This is a genomic window from Phenylobacterium glaciei (genome assembly GCF_016772415.1).
Lineage (GTDB): Bacteria > Pseudomonadota > Alphaproteobacteria > Caulobacterales > Caulobacteraceae > Phenylobacterium > Phenylobacterium glaciei.
Map to the genome: position 1 here is coordinate 2,825,527 of NZ_JAGSGD010000001.1, position 18,806 is coordinate 2,844,332.

Here is an 18,806-nt window from a genome sequence, read left to right on the forward strand (position 1 = left end):
CCATGCACGACTATTCCGAACACGATGGCGTGGCCTTGGGCCAGATGGTGGCCAAGGGCGAGGTCACCCCCCTGGAGCTCGTGGACGCCGCCATCGACCGCATCGAGCGGCACAACGGGACCCTGAATGCGGTGGTCCACACCGCCTATGACGAGGCCCGCGAACGTGCCAAGGGCCCCTTGCCCGACGGCCCCTTCAAGGGCGTGCCGTTCCTGATCAAGGACCTCGGCATGCCGGTGGCCGGCTGGCCGCGCACCTCCGGCAGCAGGTTCGCGCGCCACATCGTCGACAGCGAGGACGGCGGCCTGACCCGGCGCTACCGCGAGTCCGGCGTGGTGCCGCTGGGCAAGACCAACACCCCGGAATACGGCATCACCGGCACCACCGAGAGCGCCCTGCTGGGGCCCTGCCGCAACCCCTGGAACCCGGCCCACATCTCCGGCGGTTCGTCGGGCGGGGCGGCCTCGGCGGTGGCGGCGGGCATCGTGCCCATGGCGCATGCTAGCGACGGCCTGGGCTCGATCCGCATCCCGGCCGCCTGCTGCGGCCTGGTGGGGCTGAAGGTCAACCGCGACCGGGTGCCCAACCTGCCCGACGCCTACGACTATGCCGCCGGCTTCGTGGTGGACCACGTGGTGACACGGACCGTCCGCGACAGCGCGGTCATGCTGGACGCCACCGGCATTCCTGAGCCGGGCTCCCCCTACGCCCTGCCCGCCAAGGCCCGGCCCTACGCCGAGGAGATCGAAACCTCGCCCGGCAAGCTGCGCATCGCCTGGTCCAGCGAGACCGCCAATGGCCGTCCCATCGACCCGGAGATCCAGGCGGCGCTGGAACGCACCGCCACCCTGCTGAAGGGCCTGGGTCACGAGGTGGTGGAGAAGGGTCTCGGCATCGACTACCGCGCCCTCTACGCCGCCCGTGGGCCGGTGAGCGGCGCCAACTTCGCCGGCGGCATGGAGCGGCTGATCGACCTGGTGGGTCGCGAGCCGGAGCAAGACGAGCTGGAGCCCCTCACCTGGGCCTCGCTGAAGGGCGGCCGCCGCGTGACCGGCGCCCAGGCCTTCCGCGCCCTGCAGGACCTGCGCGCCCTGAACCGCTTCACCCTGGCCTTCTTCGAGGACTGGGACGTCTATCTCTGCCCGGTGCTGGGCACTCCGGTACCGGAGGTGGGCTTCATCGATCCAGTCAACCTGGAGCCCAAGGAGGTCAACCGCCGGCAGGGCAAGGTCTTCCCCTTCACCCCGCCGATGAACTTCTCGGGCCAGCCGTCGATCTCCCTGCCGCTGGAGGTGGACTCGGGCGGCCTGCCGATCGGCATGATGTTCAGCTCTCGCTACGCCGACGAAGCCACCCTATTCCGCCTGGCCGCGCAGCTCGAGAAGGAAGCCCCCTGGAAGGGCCGCCGTCCGCAGGTCTGGGGCTGATGGGTCCCTGGTTTCGTCTGGCCGCCATCGGCGGGTTCCTCTGTGTCGGCTTCGGCGCCTTCGCCGCCCACGGGATCACCGATCCCAAGGCCCAGGAGTGGCTGAGGACCGGCGCGATCTACGGCTTTGTCCACATGCTGGCGGCCTTCGCGGCCGGTCAGCGGTCGGGCCGGGGCGCGGCCCTGGCGCCGCCGCTGTTCCTGGCCGGGCTGGTGCTGTTCTCCGGCTCGCTGTGGGCCATGGGCATGGGCGCGCCCCACGGGTTCGGCGCCATCACCCCGCTCGGCGGCCTGGCCTTCATGGCCGGCTGGGCGGCGCTGGCCTGGAGCCGGCCTAGGCCGCAGGTCGCCTAGGCAAGGCCAGCAGGCGCAAGGCGAGCGCTGATCCGATCAAGGCGACAAGCAGAGCCATCGGCTTGGGCGTGCCGTCATGGAGGACGCCGGTGAGGCCAGGGCGCACGGGGTCTTCTCCGGGACGTTTCGCGCGCCGGGATCGCTCATGGCCCGGTTCTAACCCGGTTCGTCTGGGTGGAAATCGTCAAGGCTTGCCTTCCCCAACTGGAGGGCCGGCATCATTGGCAAACGCACAAGGAAACGCCGATGTCCGCCGCCCTCGCCACCCAGATGCCGCCCGTGCAGCACGCCGCCGTTAACGGCATCGACATGGCCTATTACGAGGTGGGCCCGCGCGGCCAGGGCACGCCCATCATCTTCTGCCACGGCTTCCCGGAGCTGGCCTTTTCCTGGCGTCACCAGCTGGCCGCCTGCGAGGCCGCCGGGCGCTGGGCCATCGCGCCCGACCAGCGCGGCTACGGGCTGACGTCGCGGCCCGAGACGGTCACCGACTACGACATGGAGCACCTGACCGGCGACCTCGTCGGCCTGATGGATCACCTGAAGATCGACAAGGCGATCTTCTGCGGCCACGACTGGGGCGGCATCATCGTCTGGCAGATGCCGCTGATGCATCCCGACCGCTGCGCCGGGGTGATCGGCCTCAACACCCCGTTCATGCGCCGCTCGCCCTTCGACCCCATCGCCGCTATGCGCATGGCGTTCGGCGAGGACATGTACATCGTCTGGTTCCAGAAGCTCGGCGTCGCAGACGCGGTCCTGGGCGCCGACGTCGACAAGACCATGCGCTTCTTCATGCGCAAGCCTGACTCGACCCCCATGGACGCCGGCGCGGGCCTCGACATGTCCTCGGCCGCGCCCGAGGGTCAGTCGACCTTCGCCTTCGGCGATCTGCTGGCCGCCTGGGACAAGTCCGACACCGCCAACCAGCTGCTGACCCCCGACGAACTGGCCGCCTTCGTGGAGAGCTTTGAGGCCACGGGCTTCACCGGGGGGATCAACTGGTATCGCAACTTCACCCGCAACTGGGAGCGGTCGGCCGACCTGCCCACCCGCGTCGACGGCATCCCCTGCCTGATGATCATGGCCGAGAAGGACGTGGTGCTGTCGCCCGCCATGGCCGACGGCATGGAGGAGGTGATCGGTGACCTCGAAAAGGTGCTGGTGAAGGATTCCGGCCACTGGACGCAGCAAGAAAAGCCTAAAGAGGTCAATGACCTCATCCTCGGCTGGATGGATCGCCGCTTCGCGCGTTAGATAGGGGTGATGGAACGCAACACCCCGCAGCCCGCCCTCTCCTCCTCCACGAACCGGCGCGGCCTGTTCCCGGAGAGCGAGCCCTTCACCTACGGCTGGATGCCGACGGGGAGCGAGCACGAGATCTTTTACGAGGTCTGTGGAAACCCGGACGGCAAACCCTGCGTGATCCTGCACGGCGGTCCGGGCGGGGCGATCAACCCGACCATGCGGCGGTTCTTCAATCCGTCGAAGTGGAAGATGGTGCTGTTCGACCAGCGCGGCTGCGGCAAGTCGCGGCCCAACGCCAGCCTGGACGACAACACCACCTGGTCGCTGATCGACGACATCGAGCGCCTGCGCATCCATCTGGGCGTCGAGAAGTGGACCGTCTTTGGCGGCTCCTGGGGCTCGACCCTGGCGCTCGCCTACGCCATCACCCATCCACAGCGGGTCGAGGCCCTGGTCCTGCGCGGGGTCTTCCTGCTGACCCAGCGGGAGCTGCGCTGGTTCTACCAGGACGGCGCATCCTTCCTGTTCCCCGACGCCTGGCAGAAGTTCCTGGCCCCGATCCCGGAGGCCGAGCGCGCCGACATGGTGACCGCCTATCACCGCCGCCTCACCCACACTGACCGCCGCGTCCAGGCCGAGGCCGCCGCGGCCTGGAGCCAGTGGGAGGGCGACACCATCTCCATCCGTGGCCCCGAGGCCCGGCCTTCGAAGTTCAATGAGATCGACTTCGCCATCGCCTTCGCGCGGATCGAATGCCACTTCTTCGCCAACAAGGGCTTCTTCAGCGAGGACGGCTGGATCCTGAAGAACATCGGCAAGATCCGCGGCATCCCCGGCTGGATCGTCCAGGGCCGCTTCGACGTGGTCACCCCGATGGAAAGCGCCTGGAACCTGAAGACCGCCTGGCCCGAGGCCCGCTTCGAGGTGGTCTGGGACGCCGGCCACGCGTCGACCGAGCCTGGCATCGTCGACGGCCTGGTGCGCGCGACGGACCAGGCCTTCTCGGTCTAGCCCCCAACGTCTTCCCCTATCGAGGGGGAAGGCGTGTCCTTACAGGAAGGTCCCCTTGCCGCTCGTCACTTCCGAGTAGCGGTGGACGCGGACGGCCTGGACAAGGCCAAAGCCGATCATCACCGTGGCCATGACGGTGCCACCGTAGGAGAGCATGGGCATCGGCACGCCCACCACCGGCGCCAGGCCCATGACCATGCCGCCATTGATCATCACATAGAGGGCGAAGGTGGCGGTCACGCCGGCCGCCGACAGGCGACCGAAGTGGGAGTGGGCGAGCGCCGAGGTGCGCAGGGCCATGAAGATCACCACGGCGTAGAGGAACAGCACCGAGAAGCAGCCCACGAAGCCGAACTCCTCGGCGAGCGTCGCGAAGATGAAGTCGGTCTGCTTCTCCGGCAGGAAGTTGAGCTGGCTCTGCGAACCCAGGCCGTAGCCCTTGCCCAGGAAGCCCCCTGAGCCCAACGCGATCTTCGACTGCAGGATGTGGTAGCCGGAGCCAGACGGATCACTCTCCGGGTCCAGGAAGGTGAAGATGCGTTTGCGCTGGTAGTCGTGCAGGACGAACATCACCACTGGTGGGACGGCGACCGCGACAGCTCCGATCCCCGCGGCGATCACCCGCCAGTCGAGACCGGCCAGCACCACCACCGCGACGCCGGTCATGGCGATCAGCATGGCGGTGCCGAGGTCAGGCTGGTGGGCCACCAGCAGAACCGGCGCGGCGATCATCAGCACGGGGATCAGCAGCCACCAGGAGAAGCGGGCGTCGTCGGCCGAAATCGAGTGGTAGAAGCGCGCGAGGGCCAGCACGATCCCCAGCTTCATCACCTCCGACGGCTGGAAGCTGCCCAGCGGCCCCAGGTTCAGCCAGCGCTGCGCGCCCATGCGCACGTCGCCGATCGCCTCCACCAGCACCAGCAGCACCAGTCCCGCCCCATAGAGGGGGTAGGCGATGGCGAACCAGACCCGCAGATCGACCATGGCCAGGACAACCATGACCACGAACAGGATGCCGAAGCGCAACAGGTGCGCGCCTGCCCACGGCTCCCAGGAGGAGCCGGCAATGGAGAACATCATCAGGGCGCCGGCCCCGGCGATCAGGCAGAGGGCGAGCGAGAACAGCCAGTCGATCTCGCTGAACTTGACCACCAGCCGGTCGCGTTCCCCGGGCCGGGTAAGCGCGCTCATTGTCATATGTGGCCTCCGGGCGGGGGCAAGACCGGCGGCGCGCCGGCGATCGGCGCCTCGGGCGCCGCGCCCTCGGCCAGGCCGTCAGGGGTGAGCTCGGGCATCGGCAGCGGCTTTTCGATACGGGCGCGGATCTCCGGATCCTTCAGCAGCGCCACGCGCATCACCTCGCGGGCGCGGGGCGCGCCGGCCGTGGCGCCGCCCAGCCCGCCATGCTCGACGATCACCGAGATGGCGTAACGCGGCGCGTCATAGGGGGCGAAGGCCACGAAGAGGTTGTGGTCCTTCAGCTTCCACTGGACGCTGTTGGAGTTCCGATTGGAGACGTTGTCGTAGCTGCGAACCTGGGCGGTGCCGGTCTTGCCGGCCATCATCACGTCGCCGAGGCCGAGCTGGCTCTGGCGATAGGCGGTGCCGGTGACGTCGTTGGCCACGGCGATCATGCCGCCGCGCACATAGTCGATGTGCTCCTGCTTGAACGGCAGGTCGGGCACGGCCGCGCCGCTGGGCAGCTCCTTGCCGCCGATCGAGCGCACCAGGCGTGGGTTCAGCGCCTTGCGGCCATTGGCCAGGCGCGCGGTCATGACCGCCAGTTGCAGGGCGTTGACGTTGATATAGCCCTGGCCGATCCCGTAGCTGACCGAGTCCCCCGGCTGCCAGACCGGCTCGCGCTTCACGGCCTTCCGCTTCCAGTCGCGCGACCCGACGATGCCCTTCTTCTGCCCCGGAATGCCGAGGTCGAAGACCTGGCCGAAGCCCAGCGCATGGGCGGCGCGCGCAATGGGGTCGGGCCCGACCCGCAGGGCGGTCTGATAGAAATAGATGTCGCAGGAGTTCTTGATGGCGTCGTGCATGTTCTGGGAGCCGTGGCCCCCCTTCTTCCAGCACCGCCACGTGCGGCCGCCATAGTACCAGCCGCCCGAGCAGTTGACCCGCTGCTCAGGATCGACCCCGGCCTCGAGCGCGGCGAGCGCCACGGTGGGCTTGAAGGTCGAGCCCGGCGGGTAGAGGCCCGACATCGCCTTGTCCAGCAGCGGCTTGCGCTCGTAGTTGGCCAGGGCGCGGTACTCGCCGCCGGTCATGCCGCGCACGAAGCGGTTGGCGTCGAAGCTGGGGGCCGAGGCCATGCAGAGCACGTCGCCGGTGCGGCAGTCGAGCATGACCACAGCGCCGCTCTCGTCACCCATCACCTCCAGCGCGCGGGTCTGGATATCGGCGTCGAGGGAAAGCTGGATTTCGGAGCCCGGGGTGGCCGCGATGTCGCCGCCGGAGTCCTGGCGCACCTCGCGGCCGTTGGCGTCGACCTCAACCTTCTGGGCGCCGGGCCGGCCGCGCAGGCGCAGGTCGAAGGCCTTCTCCACCCCCTGGCGTCCGATGCGGAAGCCGGGGTGCAGCATGATGGCCTCGGAATTGGGGCCGGTGGGCTGCAGGTCTTCCTTGTTCACTTTGGCCACGTAGCCGATCACGTGGGCGAAGGCCCCACCGTGGGGGTAGACCCGCACCTCGCCCATGTCGGCGGTGACACCGGGCATTTCCGGGGCGCGGACATTGATCGCCGAGAACTGCTCCCAGCTCATGTCCTCCATCACCGAGACCGGGGAGCGCTTGGGCGCGCGGATCAGGTCCTTGGTGAGGCGCTCCTGGCGGGCCGCGTCAAGGGGCACGAAGTTGGCCAGGGTCTTCAGCGTGGCTTCGGGATCCATCTTGCCGTCCTTGGCCACCAGCAGGCGGAAGTTGGGACGGTTGGAGGCCAGGACCACGCCGTTGCGGTCGACGATCAGGCCACGCGGCGGCGGCACCAGGCGGAAGTTGAACTGGTTGGAGGCCGACATCTTCTCATAGCGCTGGGCCTCCACGAGCTGGAGGTGCGCCAGACGGCCGGTGAGCGCCAGCAGGCCCATGCCCGCCAGGCCGCCCATGAGGAAGGCGCGGCGATGGAAGACCCCCTGCCGCTCATTGACCTCGGTGAAGAAGATGGAGGGCTCGCTCATGCGCCCGACGTCCTAACGGAACCGCACATCAGCGTCCTCGAACCTGTCGATGAGCCGATGGGCGAAGGGGTAGAGCAGGATTGTGGCGAGGAATTGCCAGAACACCGCGATCAGGCTGGGCGAGCTGCGGGCGTCGAGCCGCGTGAACAGGAAGCCCGCCAGGCTGGCGATGGCGCAGGCCGCGGCGAACCAGGCCCACATCATCGGTCGGCTCTGGCCCACCATCCAGTTGCGGCAGAGCAGGACCACGCCATAGGCGGTGAGCAGCGAGAGCGCCCATAGGCCGATCGGCGAGCCCCAGAAGATGTCGAGGATCAACCCCATCAGCAGCACGCCGAAGGGGGCCATGATCGAGGGCCGGATGACCGCCCAGGCGAAGGCCGGGACCATGCAGAACACCGGCTCAGGCAACTGAAGCGTGAAGACCCGCAGGGGGATGCCGAACAGCAGGGTCCAGCCCAGGCACTGGAGCATGGGAAAGCCAAGCCAGCGCCACGGATCCAGAGGACGGGCGGCTGAAAGGCTCAAAATGGCACCTCCGCCGCGGCGGCCGCAGGCGGGGTGACTGGGGCTGGGGTCGGCGCCGCCGGCTTGACGGCGGGCTTCGGCGCGGCCGGCTTCGAGGTCGCCGGCTTGAGCGCGGCGGGCTTCGGCGCGGCGGGCTTGGCCGGAACAACGGTGGTGGCGGTGATGGTTGTGGGCGGCTTGGCCTTCGGAGCCGGGGCGCCCGGCGTCGGGACCATCCCCACACCCTCGACGGGACCGGAGGGCGGCGGCACCGGCATCTTGTCCAGTTCGTCCTTTTGCGCCTTCTCCAGCTGCGAGAAGTCCTGGAACAGCAGGATGCGGACAAAGTCGATGGGGGCGGCGTCAGAGGCCAGGATCACCCGCCAGTGGCCGTCCAGGCCCTTGACCGCCACGCCCACCGGCAGGCCGCGCGGCAGGACGCCGCCGTCGCCGGAGGTCAGCACCCGGTCGCCCTGCTTCACCGGCGCCTTGCCGCGCAGGTAGTCGAGCTTGGGATTGGGACCGCCGTCGCCGGTCAGGATGGCGCGGGCGTTTGTGCGGTCGATCATCACCGGGGTGCGCGAGGCGATGTCAGTGAGCAGCAGGATGCGGCTGGCGCCTCGGGTCACCCCGATGACGCGGCCCACCAGGCCGCTCTCGCTCATCACCGGATTGCCCGGCTGGATGTTCTTCTCCATCCCGGCGTTGGCCAGGCGGGTGTTGGCGAAGGGGCCGCGGCTGTCGGTCACCGTGCGGGCGGCGACCATTGGGATCGGCGGCTCGGTCTTCAGGCCCAGCAGGGATTTGTAGCGATCATTGGTGTCGCGCAGGGCGATGGCCACATCGCGCCACTGGCGGGCTTCCTTGAGCTCGGCCTTCAGTTTGCGGTTTTCGGAGACCGCGAACAGGTAGTCGCGGATATTCTCCATCCCCAGGCCCGTCCAGCGGCCGGGCGCGGCGAGCGCGCCACTGACCGGGGCGGCGACGGCGTCGCCCACCTGGCGGGTCACGCCATAGGCTTCGGACTGGAAGGTTTCGCGGCGGTCGGACATCAGCAGGGCGACGGCCACGACGACGGCCACGATCAGGGCCACCGCGGCGGTCCAGGCCAGCGGCACCTTCAGTTCGCCAAACGGACTTTCTCGAAAAGCCACCTAGCCGCCCGTCCTCAGGGTAACGGGACGCCCCGTTTCCCCACGCTGTTTTGCAAGTATTACGCCAGCGTCGATTCGAGCACGCCCTTCATCCACTTGGGATGTTCGAGCACCTTGCCGCAGCCCAGCGCCACGCAGGAGAGCGGGTCGTCGGCCACCGTCACCGGCAGGCCGGTGTGGTCACGGATCTCGGCGTCCAGGCCGCGCAGCAGAGCTCCGCCGCCGGTCAGCATGATGCCCTTGTCGGCGATGTCGGAGGCCAGTTCCGGCGGCGTGGCTTCCAGCGCCATCTTCACCGCCTCAACGATCTGACCCACCGGTTCGGCCAGCGAGTCCGACGCCTGCTTTTCGCTGATGCGCACTTCGCGCGGCACGCCCTGCATCAGGTCGCGGCCCTTGACCTCGATGGACAGGCCCTCGCCGTCGGCCGGAGCCCGGGCGGTGCCGATTTCCTTCTTGATGCGCTCGGCGGTGGTCTCGCCGATCAGCAGATTATGGTTGCGGCGCATGTAGCTGATGATCGCCTCGTCCATCTTGTCGCCGCCGACCCGGACGGAACGCGAATAGACGATGCCCGACAGGGACAGCACGGCCACCTCGGTGGTGCCGCCGCCGATGTCGACCACCATCGAGCCGGTGGGCTCATGGATCGGCAGGCCCGCGCCGATGGCCGCGGCCATGGGTTCGTCGATCAGGCCCACGCGGCGGCCGCCGGCGTTCAGGCAGCTGTCATTGATGGCGCGGCGTTCCACGGCGGTGGCGCCGGACGGCACACAGACGATCACCTTGGGGTTCACGAAGCCCTTGCGGTTGTGAACCTTGCGGATGAAGTACTTGATCATCTCCTCGGCGACTTCGAAGTCGGCGATGACCCCGTCGCGCATGGGGCGGATGGCTTCCATGTGACCCGGCGTGCGGCCCAGCATCTGCTTGGCCTCTATGCCCACGGCGTGGACGATCTTGCGGCCGCCCACATTGCGCAGCGCCACCACCGAGGGCTCGTTCAGCACGATGCCCTTGCCCTTCATGTAGATGAGGGTGTTGGCGGTGCCGAGGTCGATGGCGATGTCGTTGGAGATAGCGCCGAAGAGGGACGAGATCATGCAGAGCCCTGATGGGTGGGAGACGGTGACTGCTGGTCTGCGAAGACTTGAGCCGCCTCACCAGCACCTTGAAGAATCAAGACACCCGGCGCTTCGGCCTCCGCTTACAGGACCCCATGCGTGTGCCCTGCCAATGGGTTGATTTCAAGGCTTAATGACAGTCGCAGCTAATCCGCGGCATCGCGCCACCGGCACAGGTTCTGGTGAAGCCGCCCAATCGGTGGTTACCGGCGAACACCGATCCGGCGAACGGCTCCGATCGCCGGTCACGCGGGCCAAGAAGGATGGCCTGTGTCGCTTCGGAGTGACAGCTTCGCAGGCTCGCGGGGACTAGAACCCTGCTCCACTGAAGCTTGCGGCCGGAGGGCGCTCAACATGTCCGGTCAGGCGGTCCTCGGGGTCGAGAAGGCACTCTTCCTCTACGGGACCAGCAAGGTCTTCGAAGGCGTCTCCCTGCAGCTCGACGCCGCGCGCACCGCCCTGGTGGGCGAGAACGGCGCCGGCAAGTCCACTCTGCTGAAATGCCTGCTGGGGGAGCTGGAGCTGGACGAGGGCCAGATCATCAAGTCGCGGGGCCTGAAGATCGGCTACGTGCCGCAGGACGTGCCGCCGGGCCTCGGCGACAGGACCGTGCGCGAGGTGCTGGAAAGCGCCCTGCCGCTGACCGACGGCAGCGAGGACTGGAAGGTCGACGTCCTGCTGGACGAGATCGGGGTCAGCTACGAGACGGCCCAGCAGACCTTCGGATCGCTTAGCGGCGGCTGGCAGCGGCTGATGCTGATCGCCGCGGCGGCCAAACTGGCCGAGCCCGACCTGCTGATCCTCGACGAACCCACCAACCACCTGGACCTCTCCAACATCAACACCCTGGAGAGCTGGCTGTCCGACGACGACCGCCTGCCTATGCTGATCGTCAGCCACGATCGGGAGTTCCTGGAGCGAACCACGACGCGCACCATCTTCCTGCGCTCGGATGGGGCCCATTCCTTCAGTGTCCCGTTCAGCCGCGCCCGCGAGCAGCTGCTGCACCGCGACGCCGCCGACGCCGTGCGCCGGCAGCTGGAGGGCAAGGAGATCGAGCGGCTGGAAAAGATGGCCACCCGCTATCGGATCTGGGGCGTGAAGAACGACAAGTTCCACAAGCGCGCCAAGGCCACCGAGAAGCGCATCGACCGCATCGAGACCGAGCGCACGGAGAGCTATGTCGCCCGCGAACGGCGCCTGGAGCTGCACGACGGCGAGATCGACGCCAAGGTGGCCCTGCGGGTCCAGGGCCATACGGTCACAGTGCCGGATGGCAGCCGCAAGCTGTTCACCATCGACCGGCTGAACGTGGCTGCGGGCGACCGCATCGCCATCCTGGGCGTCAACGGGGCCGGCAAGTCGATGCTGCTCAACGCCCTGGCCCGCGCCTATGACCCCGATCAGGAGCACTATGACGGCCAGGCGCCGGTGCGGTTCAACCCGCAGGCGCGGCTGGTCTATTTCGATCAGAAGATGGCTGAGCTGCCGCTCAAGACCAGCCTGCTGGACTACCTGACCGCCGTGGACGGGGCGACCACCAAGGACGCCAACGCCCTGCTGGCCAAGGCCGGATTCCCCTATCACCGCATCAAGGGGCCGATCGCCGACCTCAGCCACGGCGAACGGGCGCGCCTGACCTTCCTGAAGATGCAGCTGGCCAAGCCGAACCTGTACCTGCTCGACGAACCCACCAACCACCTGGACATCGAGGGCCAGGAAGCCCTGGAGGCCCAGCTCGAGGCGTCGGACGTCGCCTGCCTGTTCGTCTCCCACGACCGCTACTTCACACGGGCGGCGGCCACCCGGTTCGTGGAGATCCGCAAGGGCAGGCTGATCGAGGTCGAGGGCCCCGACGACTTCTTCGAGGCGCAGTAGCCTAGCGGCGCGGCAGGACCGTGAATCCGTACTTCTTGAACACCACGCCTGCCTCCGGCCCGCTGAGGAAGCTCAGGAAGGCGGCGGCTTGCAGGTTCTTGGCCCCGGCCACCAGGGCCGCGGGATAGATGATCGGCGGATGGCTGGTGTCGGGGAGCAGGCCGACGATCCTCACCCTGGGCTCCACCTTGGCGTCGGTGTCGTAGACGATGCCGTAGGGGCTCTCACCGCGGGCCACGAACTGCAGGGCGGCCCGCACGTTCTCGGCCCGGGCGAGCTTGCCCGAGACGCTGTCCCAGACGCCGAGCATGGTGAGCGAGGCCTTGGCGTACTTGCCGGCCGGCACGTCGGGACCGGCGACGGCCAGGCGGCCCTCCCCCAGCGCCTTGGCCAGCGGCATGCCCTTGGCGACCTTCAGGGTGGTCTTGGCGTCCGTCGGCGCGATCAGGGCCAAGTGGTTGGTCAGCAGGTCCCGGCGGCTGGCCGCGACAATCAACTTCTTGCCGGCCAAGTAGTCCATCCAGTCGCTGTCGGCGGAGATGTAGACATCAGCCGGCGCGCCCTGCTCGATCTGGCGGGCGATGGCTGCGGAGCCGGCATAGGAGAACCTCGCCTCGCCGCCGGTCTTGGCGGCGTAGACCGCGCCCACCTCGTCCAGGGCGTTCTTCAGCGAGGCGGCGGCGAACACCGTCACCGGCTTGTCCGCGGCCAGGGCGGGCGCGGCGGCCAGGGTCCAGGCGGCGGCCAGCATCGCAAGTCGGCGCGTGAGCTTCACGGGAAATTCCTCAAAGAATATTAGGCCTTGCGAGAGGCCGCGCTGAGGCGACGCGATCCCCCGCGTCATCGCAGCGCGCCGAAAAGGCGAGCGCGTTGAGGGCGGCCGTGGCGAACCTCTCGCTATATATGAAGAGATATAACGTCAGGCTCAAGGCCACGCCAGACCTCAGGCGTAGAGCTTCGACGAGCCCTTCAGGAAGCGCAGGTACTGCAGCATCCGGGCGACGGGCTTGCCGGTCGCAGGATCACTCAGCACCACCTCCCACCAGAGGTTCTCGGTCTTGGGACTCTCGCTGAGCGCCAGGATCCGGGCGTGGGAGCTGTAGTCGGTGTCGGCCAGCAGCGGACCGTCGATGTATTCGACCTCGATGGCCCCGTAGAGACCCACCGCCGGACCGTCCAGGTCGAGCCGCTGGCGCTGCACGCTGCAGAACAGCTGCACGCAGGCCGAGGGCGGCAGGACGCTGCCCGCGAACCGGTCGTCCTTGCCTTCATAGGCCGGCAAGGGTTCGGTGAGGGTGTCGAGGCGCTTGGTGGCCGACGCCGAGACGATGACGTCCTCGCCCATCGGCGCCAGTTTCAGTCTGCCCAGGATGCGCAGGGTCTCGGCCCCGACGATGCCCTGCCCCTCCAGCCGTTGGCGGACCTCGCTCTGCGGGTCGGGTTCGCCACAGGAGCCGGTTCCCTCCCCCACGATGTCGCCCGCCTCGTTCTCCATCCACAGACGGGCACGGGTCTCACCGGCTTGGGCGAACACCCGCACCGCCTCGTTGTCGACGGTGGCGTGCTTGAAGGTCAGGGACAGGGTCCCGCGCCGGAACCAGTCGGGGCCGTAGAGCTCCAGCAGCGCCGGGACGAACTGGTCCATATGGACCGACCCCGCCACCGTCCCGCCCCGGAAGCCCAGCTTGGAGGCGGTGGCGTCGTCGTGGATCGAGCCTTTGATCTCCTGGGCGAGATTGCGCGGGCGGCGAAATTCGCCGGAGATTTCAACGGATGCGGCGGCCTGGCTCATGTTTCGTTCCCTTCGCTGGGCCGCTCTGCGGCGGCTCCTGACCCGAGGTTAGCCCTCGACCACGCGATCCACCAGCACCGGCGGCAGATAGCCGTCCTCCAGGGTCTTCAGCGGGTGCGAGGCCGTCACGTGGCCCATGAACGGCGGCCAGATGTCGTAGCCCAGCAGCCGCTGGAGCCGCGGCGACATGGTCTTCACCAGCTCGCGCGGCACGCCGAGGAAGAAGTTCTCCTGGGTCCGGACCCAGGGCTCGCAATACTGGTTGGTGAAGGCCTGGCGCGGCGCCTTGCTGCGGTTGGCCCCACCCCGGTGCAGCAGGGTGGCCTGGAAGACGATGGCGGCGCCGGCGGGCATGACCATGGGCTTAAGCAGGCGCGGCAGGTCGGCGGGGCTCAGGGCCGCCACCTCCGCGTCGCTCCACAGGTGGCTGCCGGGGATCACCTCGGTGCAGCCGTTCTCTTCGGTGAAGGCGTCCACCGCCGCGATCAGGCTCATGGAGGCCGGCGGTCGGGGCCGCTTCAGGCGGTAGAAGCCGTCGTCGGTGTGGACCTGTTGGGCCGTCTCGCCGGGATAGATGCAGATCGCCTGGCTGGCCGACAGCAGATAGCCGGGCAGCAGGAAGCGGTCGAGCAGGGCCAGGACACGGGCGTCCTCGGTGACCTGCTCGAACACCTTGCCCCGCGCCACCAGGGTGTAGACCCGCTCGGTGGCGAAGCCCTCGAAGTCGTTGCGGCCGCGATGCTGCTCCATGTGCGGCGCCAGGCCCCGGCGGATGGCCGCCAGAGTGGTAGCGTCACAGAAGCCCTCGATCACCGTATAGCCGTCGCGGTGCAGGGCCTCGGTATGGGCGTCGGCGTCAAAGGCCATGGTCTCTTCCCTCCCCGCTCTGTCGGCGGATGCCGAAGCATAACCCGACCTACCCCAGGGCTGTCATCACCACGCCAATGGCCGTCGCCGTGCCTCCGGCGATCTGCACCAGGGTCAGCTTCTCCTTGAACAGCCGGCGCCCCGCCGCCGCGGCGATCGGCCCCTCGATCACCCCGATGGCGCGCACCTGGCCGGCGGGCGCGAGCGCCAGGGCCGAGAACCAGAAGGCCGAGGCCGCGGTGCCAAAGAAGCCGGCCCCCAGGGACTGCTTCCACGATCCCGCCACCGAGCGCAGGGCCTGGGGCCGGGTGACCGCCAGGATAGCGCCCAGCACGATGGACTGCAGGGCCTGAGCGACGCAGAGGGCCGCCGTCGCGGAATAGATCGGGTGGTGCGGCTCCAGGGCCATGCCGGCCTGTCGGTAGCCGTTGAGCGCCACGGCGAAGGCGACGCCGGAGGCCAGACCGAACAGCGAGCCGTTCAGGGCGCCCGCCTTGGCCTCATCGCCTCTTGGCCAGGACAGCACCAGCAGGCCCACGGTGGTGGCCGCCAAGCCTGCCCACTGCACCGCGCTCATATGGTCGCCGAACACCACGAAGCCCATGATCGCCGCGATCGGCAATGAGGCCTGCTGCATGAAGGTCGCCACCGCGAAGCCGGAGTGGCGCATGGCCACCAGCAGGGCCGCGGTGGCGCTGACCTGGGCGATGGCGCCGGCGATGACCGCGATGATGAACCGCGCCGACACGTGTGGCTCAGCGCTCGGCGTGAGCATCGCCACCACGGCGAAGATCAGCATCGAGAACGGCAGGCCGAACAGGAAGCGCACGAGGGTCGCACCCCAGGGACCGGCGTCCCCCACCAGGCCACGTTGCAAGGCGTTGCGCGCCACCTGCAGCGGCGCGGCCGCGGCGGTCAGAATAATCCAGAGCATAGAACGTCCTCACCCCGCCACCGACTGTCATCCCGGAGGGCGCGCAGCGCCAGTCCGGGACCCAGACGCGCAGGGCCTTCAGGAGAAATCAGGGAAGTCCCGGTCTTCCGCTCCACGCGGAAGCCGGGATGACAGCGCGCGCTAGAAGCCGCTGGCGATGGCGTCCGGCGCGCTCTTTTCTTTGCGGACGAAGAGGTTGTTGAGCGCGTTGATATAGGCCTTGGCCGAGGCGGTAAGGGTGTCGGTGTCGGCGGCCTGGCCGGTGGCGATACGGCCGTCCTCCTCCAGACGCACCGAGACCTGGGCCTGGGCGTCGGTCCCCTCGGTCACCGCGTGCACCTGGAACAGGCGCAGGATGGCGGTGTGGGGCACGACCTGGTGGATGGCGTTGAACACCGCGTCCACCGGGCCGTCGCCGGTGGCGGCGCCCGACTTCTCGACCCCGTCCACGGTCACGGTCAGCTCGGCCTGCTGCGGGCCCTCGGTGCCGGCGATCACCCGCAGGTGCTTGACCTGGATGCGGTCGGCGCCGCTGGCCAGGGCGTCGTCCACCAGGGCGATGATGTCGTCGTCGAAGACGTGCTTCTTCTTGTCGGCCAGATCCTTGAAGCGCTGGAAGGCCTCGTTCAGGGCGTTCTGGCCCAGCTCGTAGCCCAGTTCCTTCAGCTTCTCGCGGAAGCCCGCCCGGCCGGCATGCTTGCCCATCACCAAGTTCGAGGCGCCCTGGCCGACGGTCTCAGGCGACATGATCTCGTAGGTGCCGCGGTCCTTCAGCATCCCGTCCTGGTGGATGCCGCTCTCATGGGCGAAGGCGTTCTTGCCGACGATCGCCTTGTTGAACTGCACCGGGAAACCGGTGATGGCCGAGGTGTAGCGGCTGGCCCGGGTGATGTGCTGGGTCTCGATATTGGTGAAGTAGGGCAGCCGGTCGCCGCGCACCTTCAGGGCCATGACGACCTCTTCCAGGGCCGCGTTGCCGGCGCGCTCGCCGATGCCGTTCATGGCGACTTCGATCTGGCGCGCCCCGCCCTGAACCCCGGCCAGGCTGTTGGCGACGGCCAGGCCCAGGTCGTTGTGGCAATGGGTCGACAGGATGATGCGGTCGGCCCCGTCCACGTGCTCCAGGATGTCGCGGAAGATGTCGGCATATTCGCTGGGATACGAATAGCCCACCGTGTCGGGCAGGTTCACCGTGCCGGCGCCGGCCTTGATGGCGGCGTCCACGCAGCGGCGCAGGAAGTCCTGCTCTGTGCGGGTGGCGTCCTGGGCCGACCATTCCACGTCGTCGCACAGGTTGCGGGCGTGGGTCACCGACTTGGTGATCATTTCCAGGATGTCTTCCTGGCTGGCGCGCAGGATGTGGTCGCGGTGGCTGGGGCTGGTGGACAGGAAGGTGTGGATGCGGCCGCGCTTGGCCGGACGGATCGCCTCGGCGGCGCGTTCGATGTCGGCCATGCCGGCCCGGGCCAGGCCGCAGATGGTGCTCTCGGTGACGATCTCGGAGATCTTGCGGACCGCCTCGAAGTCGCCGTTCGAGGCGATGGGGAAGCCGGCCTCGATGACGTCGACCTTCATCTCTTCGAGGATCTTGGCCAGTTCCAGCTTCTCGTCCAGCGACATGGACGCGCCGGGCGACTGCTCGCCGTCGCGCATGGTGGTGTCGAAGACGATGACACGGTCGCTCTCCTTGCGAACGGTGTCGTTGGCGGAGGGGGCCTGATCGGCGGGGGATACGGTCATGGGATCACTTCATTCTTCGCGGGGGTGTTTTAGAAGGCTCAGGCGTCGGGGTCATCCCCTGAAGCGCCCGGCCGCGAAGATGCGCAGCCTACAGGGGCGCCCAGGGGCGGCTAAGCCCCAGCGTAAGAAGAAGCTGGCTGTGCAGATGCGAGTGCATGGGGAGATGATCTATAGAATCTGCGGCTTCACCGCAAGAGTCTTGCGCCTGGAGACCTTCAGGCGGCTAGTTGCGCAAGAACCTTCCTCACGGCCGGCCGCTCGCCCATCCGCGCGAAGTGATCGGCGACCTTCGGAAACTGCGCCATGTCGACGCCGTCGCGGGGCAGCCACCCGGTCAGGGTGAAGAGATACGGGTCGCAGATCGTGTAGTCGCCCCCCATCACCCAGGGTCCGACGAGGTATTCCGTCTCGATCAGCTCGAAGTGCTCCGCCACCGCCAAGGGCGCCTTGCGGCGCATGTCGGCGATGGCGACCGGGTCATCGGCCCAGCGATAGCCGCGATGGCGGTGAGCGGCCGAGACGTGGACGGCGCTGCAGAGATAGGTGTTGAAGGCCTGGACCTGGGCCATGGCGAAGGGATCGTCCAGCGGCGCCAGCTTCGCCTGCGGAAAGGCCTGGGCCACATAGGTCATCAGGGCCGGCGCCTCGGTCAGCACGCCGCGCTCGGTCACCAGGGCCGGCACCCGGCTCTTGGGATTGATGGCAAGGTAGTCCGGCGACCGCTGCTCGTTCGTCAGGAAATCGACCTTCACCAGCTCATAGTCGGCGCCGGCCTCTTCCAGGGCGATGTGAACCGCCAGGCTGATGGTGCCGGGGAAGGAGTAGAGCTTGATCATGGCTTCGGGTCCTCCGCGGCATTCTCCCGCGACTTTAGCCAGCGGCGGGCGAACCAGCCGATGGCGATCCAGAGGGCGGCGACGGCCACCAGCCATCCGATGTGCTTGAGGCTGCCGCCCTTCATCGCCTGGACGATGGAATTGCCGGCGAAGGCGGTCAGGGCGATCTTCGGGACGATGCCGATGGCGGTCCCCGCCGCGAACTGGATCACGCGCATTGGCGTCACCCCCGCGGCCATGTTGACGACGATGAACGGCGCCGAGGGCACCAGCCGAACGATCAGGCTGGCCAGGAAGCCGTTGCGCCCCACCAGGCCCATGAACCGCTGCATGCTCTCGCCGGAGATGGTGGCCAGCGCCTTGGCCCCCGCGAAACGACCCAGATAGAAGCCCACCAGCGACGACACCATCGTCCCGATCCAGCTGTAGGCAAAGCCGGTCCACGGTCCGAAGGCCACCACGGCGGCGGCGATCAGCATGAACTGCGGCACGCCGATGAAGGCCAGGATCGCGAAGGCCGCCACCGCCGTCGGCAGGGCCCAGGGCCCGCTGGCCGCGCCGAGCCATTGCTCGACCGTGGCCTCGCCGTTGAAGCCCAGCACCTGGGCGCCGAACAGGAAGACGATGCCCACCCCGCCGAACAGGACGAACGACACGGCGATGGTTCGCCACGCCTGGGCGTCCATCTCGGTCAGGAAGCGGAAGAGGCGGCGCATGGCCTGCCCTCGCCTATCGCCGCCTGCCGGTCAAGAC

17 protein-coding genes are annotated in these 18,806 nt (G+C 68.3%); 5 read left to right on the forward strand and 12 right to left on the reverse strand.

The features are described from left to right. The first annotated feature begins 2 nt into the window (after nucleotides 1–2). The 4 genes from JKL49_RS13880 to pip all read left to right on the forward strand — a co-directional run bounded on the left by JKL49_RS13880 (nucleotide 3) and on the right by pip (nucleotide 4,039). Nucleotides 3–1,427 carry an amidase gene (locus JKL49_RS13880; protein ID WP_215341213.1) on the forward strand — a complete coding sequence of 475 codons (1,425 nt, stop codon included), beginning with the start codon at nucleotides 3–5 and terminating at the stop codon, nucleotides 1,425–1,427. Continuing rightward, on the forward strand, nucleotides 1,427–1,780 hold the full coding sequence (locus JKL49_RS13885; protein WP_215341214.1) for a DUF423 domain-containing protein: 354 nt from the start codon (nucleotides 1,427–1,429) through the stop codon (nucleotides 1,778–1,780). The genes JKL49_RS13880 and JKL49_RS13885 overlap by 1 nt, the downstream gene beginning before the upstream one ends. 246 nt (nucleotides 1,781–2,026) lie before the next feature. Beyond that, entirely contained in the window at nucleotides 2,027–3,037 is a 1,011-nt protein-coding gene (locus JKL49_RS13890) for an alpha/beta fold hydrolase (RefSeq protein WP_215341215.1), read from the forward strand. Nucleotides 3,038–3,046: 9 nt separating this feature from the next. Then, on the forward strand, nucleotides 3,047–4,039 hold the full coding sequence (pip, locus tag JKL49_RS13895) for a prolyl aminopeptidase (protein WP_215341216.1): 993 nt from the start codon (nucleotides 3,047–3,049) through the stop codon (nucleotides 4,037–4,039). A gap of 39 nt (nucleotides 4,040–4,078) precedes the next feature. On the opposite strand, the gene rodA is transcribed toward pip, so the two are convergent. Genes rodA through JKL49_RS13920 form a run of 5 tightly spaced genes read right to left on the reverse strand, consistent with a single transcriptional unit; the run spans nucleotide 4,079 to nucleotide 9,985 of the window. After that, entirely contained in the window at nucleotides 4,079–5,236 is a 1,158-nt protein-coding gene (rodA, locus tag JKL49_RS13900) for a rod shape-determining protein RodA (RefSeq protein WP_215341217.1), read from the reverse strand. Beyond that, nucleotides 5,233–7,221, reverse strand: a complete 1,989-nt coding sequence (gene mrdA / locus JKL49_RS13905; RefSeq protein WP_215341218.1) for a penicillin-binding protein 2 — start codon at nucleotides 7,219–7,221, stop codon at nucleotides 5,233–5,235. Before mrdA ends, rodA begins: the two co-directional genes overlap by 4 nt. 12 nt (nucleotides 7,222–7,233) lie before the next feature. Continuing rightward, nucleotides 7,234–7,749, reverse strand: a complete 516-nt coding sequence (locus JKL49_RS13910; RefSeq protein WP_215341219.1) for a hypothetical protein — start codon at nucleotides 7,747–7,749, stop codon at nucleotides 7,234–7,236. Next, nucleotides 7,746–8,882 (reverse strand): rod shape-determining protein MreC, encoded by a 1,137-nt coding sequence (gene mreC, locus JKL49_RS13915; RefSeq protein WP_215341220.1) that lies wholly within the window; start codon nucleotides 8,880–8,882, stop codon nucleotides 7,746–7,748. The genes JKL49_RS13910 and mreC overlap by 4 nt, the downstream gene beginning before the upstream one ends. Nucleotides 8,883–8,941: 59 nt before the next feature. Next, entirely contained in the window at nucleotides 8,942–9,985 is a 1,044-nt protein-coding gene (locus JKL49_RS13920; RefSeq protein ID WP_215341221.1) for a rod shape-determining protein, read from the reverse strand. Nucleotides 9,986–10,360: 375 nt separating this feature from the next. Here JKL49_RS13920 and JKL49_RS13925 point away from each other — a divergent pair, with 375 nt between their 5' ends. Then, the gene (locus JKL49_RS13925; protein ID WP_215341222.1) at nucleotides 10,361–11,884 is read left to right on the forward strand and encodes an ABC-F family ATP-binding cassette domain-containing protein; all 1,524 of its coding nucleotides are present in this window, start codon (nucleotides 10,361–10,363) and stop codon (nucleotides 11,882–11,884) included. Between the two features lies 1 nt (nucleotide 11,885). Here the strand turns inward: JKL49_RS13925 and modA are convergent, their stop codons facing one another. From modA to JKL49_RS13960, 7 genes are all read right to left on the reverse strand, one after another. Then, nucleotides 11,886–12,659, reverse strand: coding sequence for a molybdate ABC transporter substrate-binding protein (gene modA, locus JKL49_RS13930; protein ID WP_215341223.1), 774 nt, complete (start codon nucleotides 12,657–12,659; stop codon nucleotides 11,886–11,888). A gap of 168 nt (nucleotides 12,660–12,827) precedes the next feature. Then, on the reverse strand, nucleotides 12,828–13,676 hold the full coding sequence (locus JKL49_RS13935; protein ID WP_215341224.1) for a hypothetical protein: 849 nt from the start codon (nucleotides 13,674–13,676) through the stop codon (nucleotides 12,828–12,830). 48 nt (nucleotides 13,677–13,724) lie between these two features. Further along, entirely contained in the window at nucleotides 13,725–14,543 is an 819-nt protein-coding gene (locus JKL49_RS13940) for a phytanoyl-CoA dioxygenase family protein (protein WP_215341225.1), read from the reverse strand. A gap of 49 nt (nucleotides 14,544–14,592) precedes the next feature. Then, nucleotides 14,593–15,477: a DMT family transporter gene (locus JKL49_RS13945; protein WP_215341226.1), complete on the reverse strand. Its 885-nt coding sequence runs from the start codon at nucleotides 15,475–15,477 to the stop codon at nucleotides 14,593–14,595. A gap of 141 nt (nucleotides 15,478–15,618) precedes the next feature. Beyond that, a complete protein-coding gene (locus tag JKL49_RS13950) occupies nucleotides 15,619–17,217 on the reverse strand; it encodes a 2-isopropylmalate synthase (RefSeq protein ID WP_215341227.1) in 1,599 nt (532 codons plus the stop codon). Between the two features lie 215 nt (nucleotides 17,218–17,432). Beyond that, the gene (locus tag JKL49_RS13955; RefSeq protein ID WP_215341228.1) at nucleotides 17,433–18,053 is read right to left on the reverse strand and encodes a glutathione S-transferase family protein; all 621 of its coding nucleotides are present in this window, start codon (nucleotides 18,051–18,053) and stop codon (nucleotides 17,433–17,435) included. Continuing rightward, nucleotides 18,050–18,769 carry a TVP38/TMEM64 family protein gene (locus JKL49_RS13960; RefSeq protein ID WP_215341229.1) on the reverse strand — a complete coding sequence of 240 codons (720 nt, stop codon included), beginning with the start codon at nucleotides 18,767–18,769 and terminating at the stop codon, nucleotides 18,050–18,052. The genes JKL49_RS13955 and JKL49_RS13960 overlap by 4 nt, the downstream gene beginning before the upstream one ends. Between the last annotated feature and the right edge of the window lie 37 nt (nucleotides 18,770–18,806).

Bases quoted from the DNA above. Each gene is read 5' to 3' on its own strand.
- JKL49_RS13880 (WP_215341213.1), top strand. From the start codon at position 3: ATGCACGACTATTCCGAACACGATGGCGTGGCCTTGGGCCAGATGGTG.
- JKL49_RS13885 (WP_215341214.1), top strand. From the start codon at position 1,427: ATGGGTCCCTGGTTTCGTCTGGCCGCCATCGGCGGGTTCCTCTGTGTC.
- JKL49_RS13890 (WP_215341215.1), top strand. From the start codon at position 2,027: ATGTCCGCCGCCCTCGCCACCCAGATGCCGCCCGTGCAGCACGCCGCC.
- pip (WP_215341216.1), top strand. From the start codon at position 3,047: ATGGAACGCAACACCCCGCAGCCCGCCCTCTCCTCCTCCACGAACCGG.
- rodA (WP_215341217.1), bottom strand. From the start codon at position 5,236: ATGACAATGAGCGCGCTTACCCGGCCCGGGGAACGCGACCGGCTGGTG.
- mrdA (WP_215341218.1), bottom strand. From the start codon at position 7,221: ATGAGCGAGCCCTCCATCTTCTTCACCGAGGTCAATGAGCGGCAGGGG.
- JKL49_RS13920 (WP_215341221.1), bottom strand. From the start codon at position 9,985: ATGATCTCGTCCCTCTTCGGCGCTATCTCCAACGACATCGCCATCGAC.
- JKL49_RS13925 (WP_215341222.1), top strand. From the start codon at position 10,361: ATGTCCGGTCAGGCGGTCCTCGGGGTCGAGAAGGCACTCTTCCTCTAC.
- JKL49_RS13935 (WP_215341224.1), bottom strand. From the start codon at position 13,676: ATGAGCCAGGCCGCCGCATCCGTTGAAATCTCCGGCGAATTTCGCCGC.
- JKL49_RS13940 (WP_215341225.1), bottom strand. From the start codon at position 14,543: ATGGCCTTTGACGCCGACGCCCATACCGAGGCCCTGCACCGCGACGGC.
- JKL49_RS13945 (WP_215341226.1), bottom strand. From the start codon at position 15,477: ATGCTCTGGATTATTCTGACCGCCGCGGCCGCGCCGCTGCAGGTGGCG.
- JKL49_RS13950 (WP_215341227.1), bottom strand. From the start codon at position 17,217: ATGACCGTATCCCCCGCCGATCAGGCCCCCTCCGCCAACGACACCGTT.
- JKL49_RS13955 (WP_215341228.1), bottom strand. From the start codon at position 18,053: ATGATCAAGCTCTACTCCTTCCCCGGCACCATCAGCCTGGCGGTTCAC.
- JKL49_RS13960 (WP_215341229.1), bottom strand. From the start codon at position 18,769: ATGCGCCGCCTCTTCCGCTTCCTGACCGAGATGGACGCCCAGGCGTGG.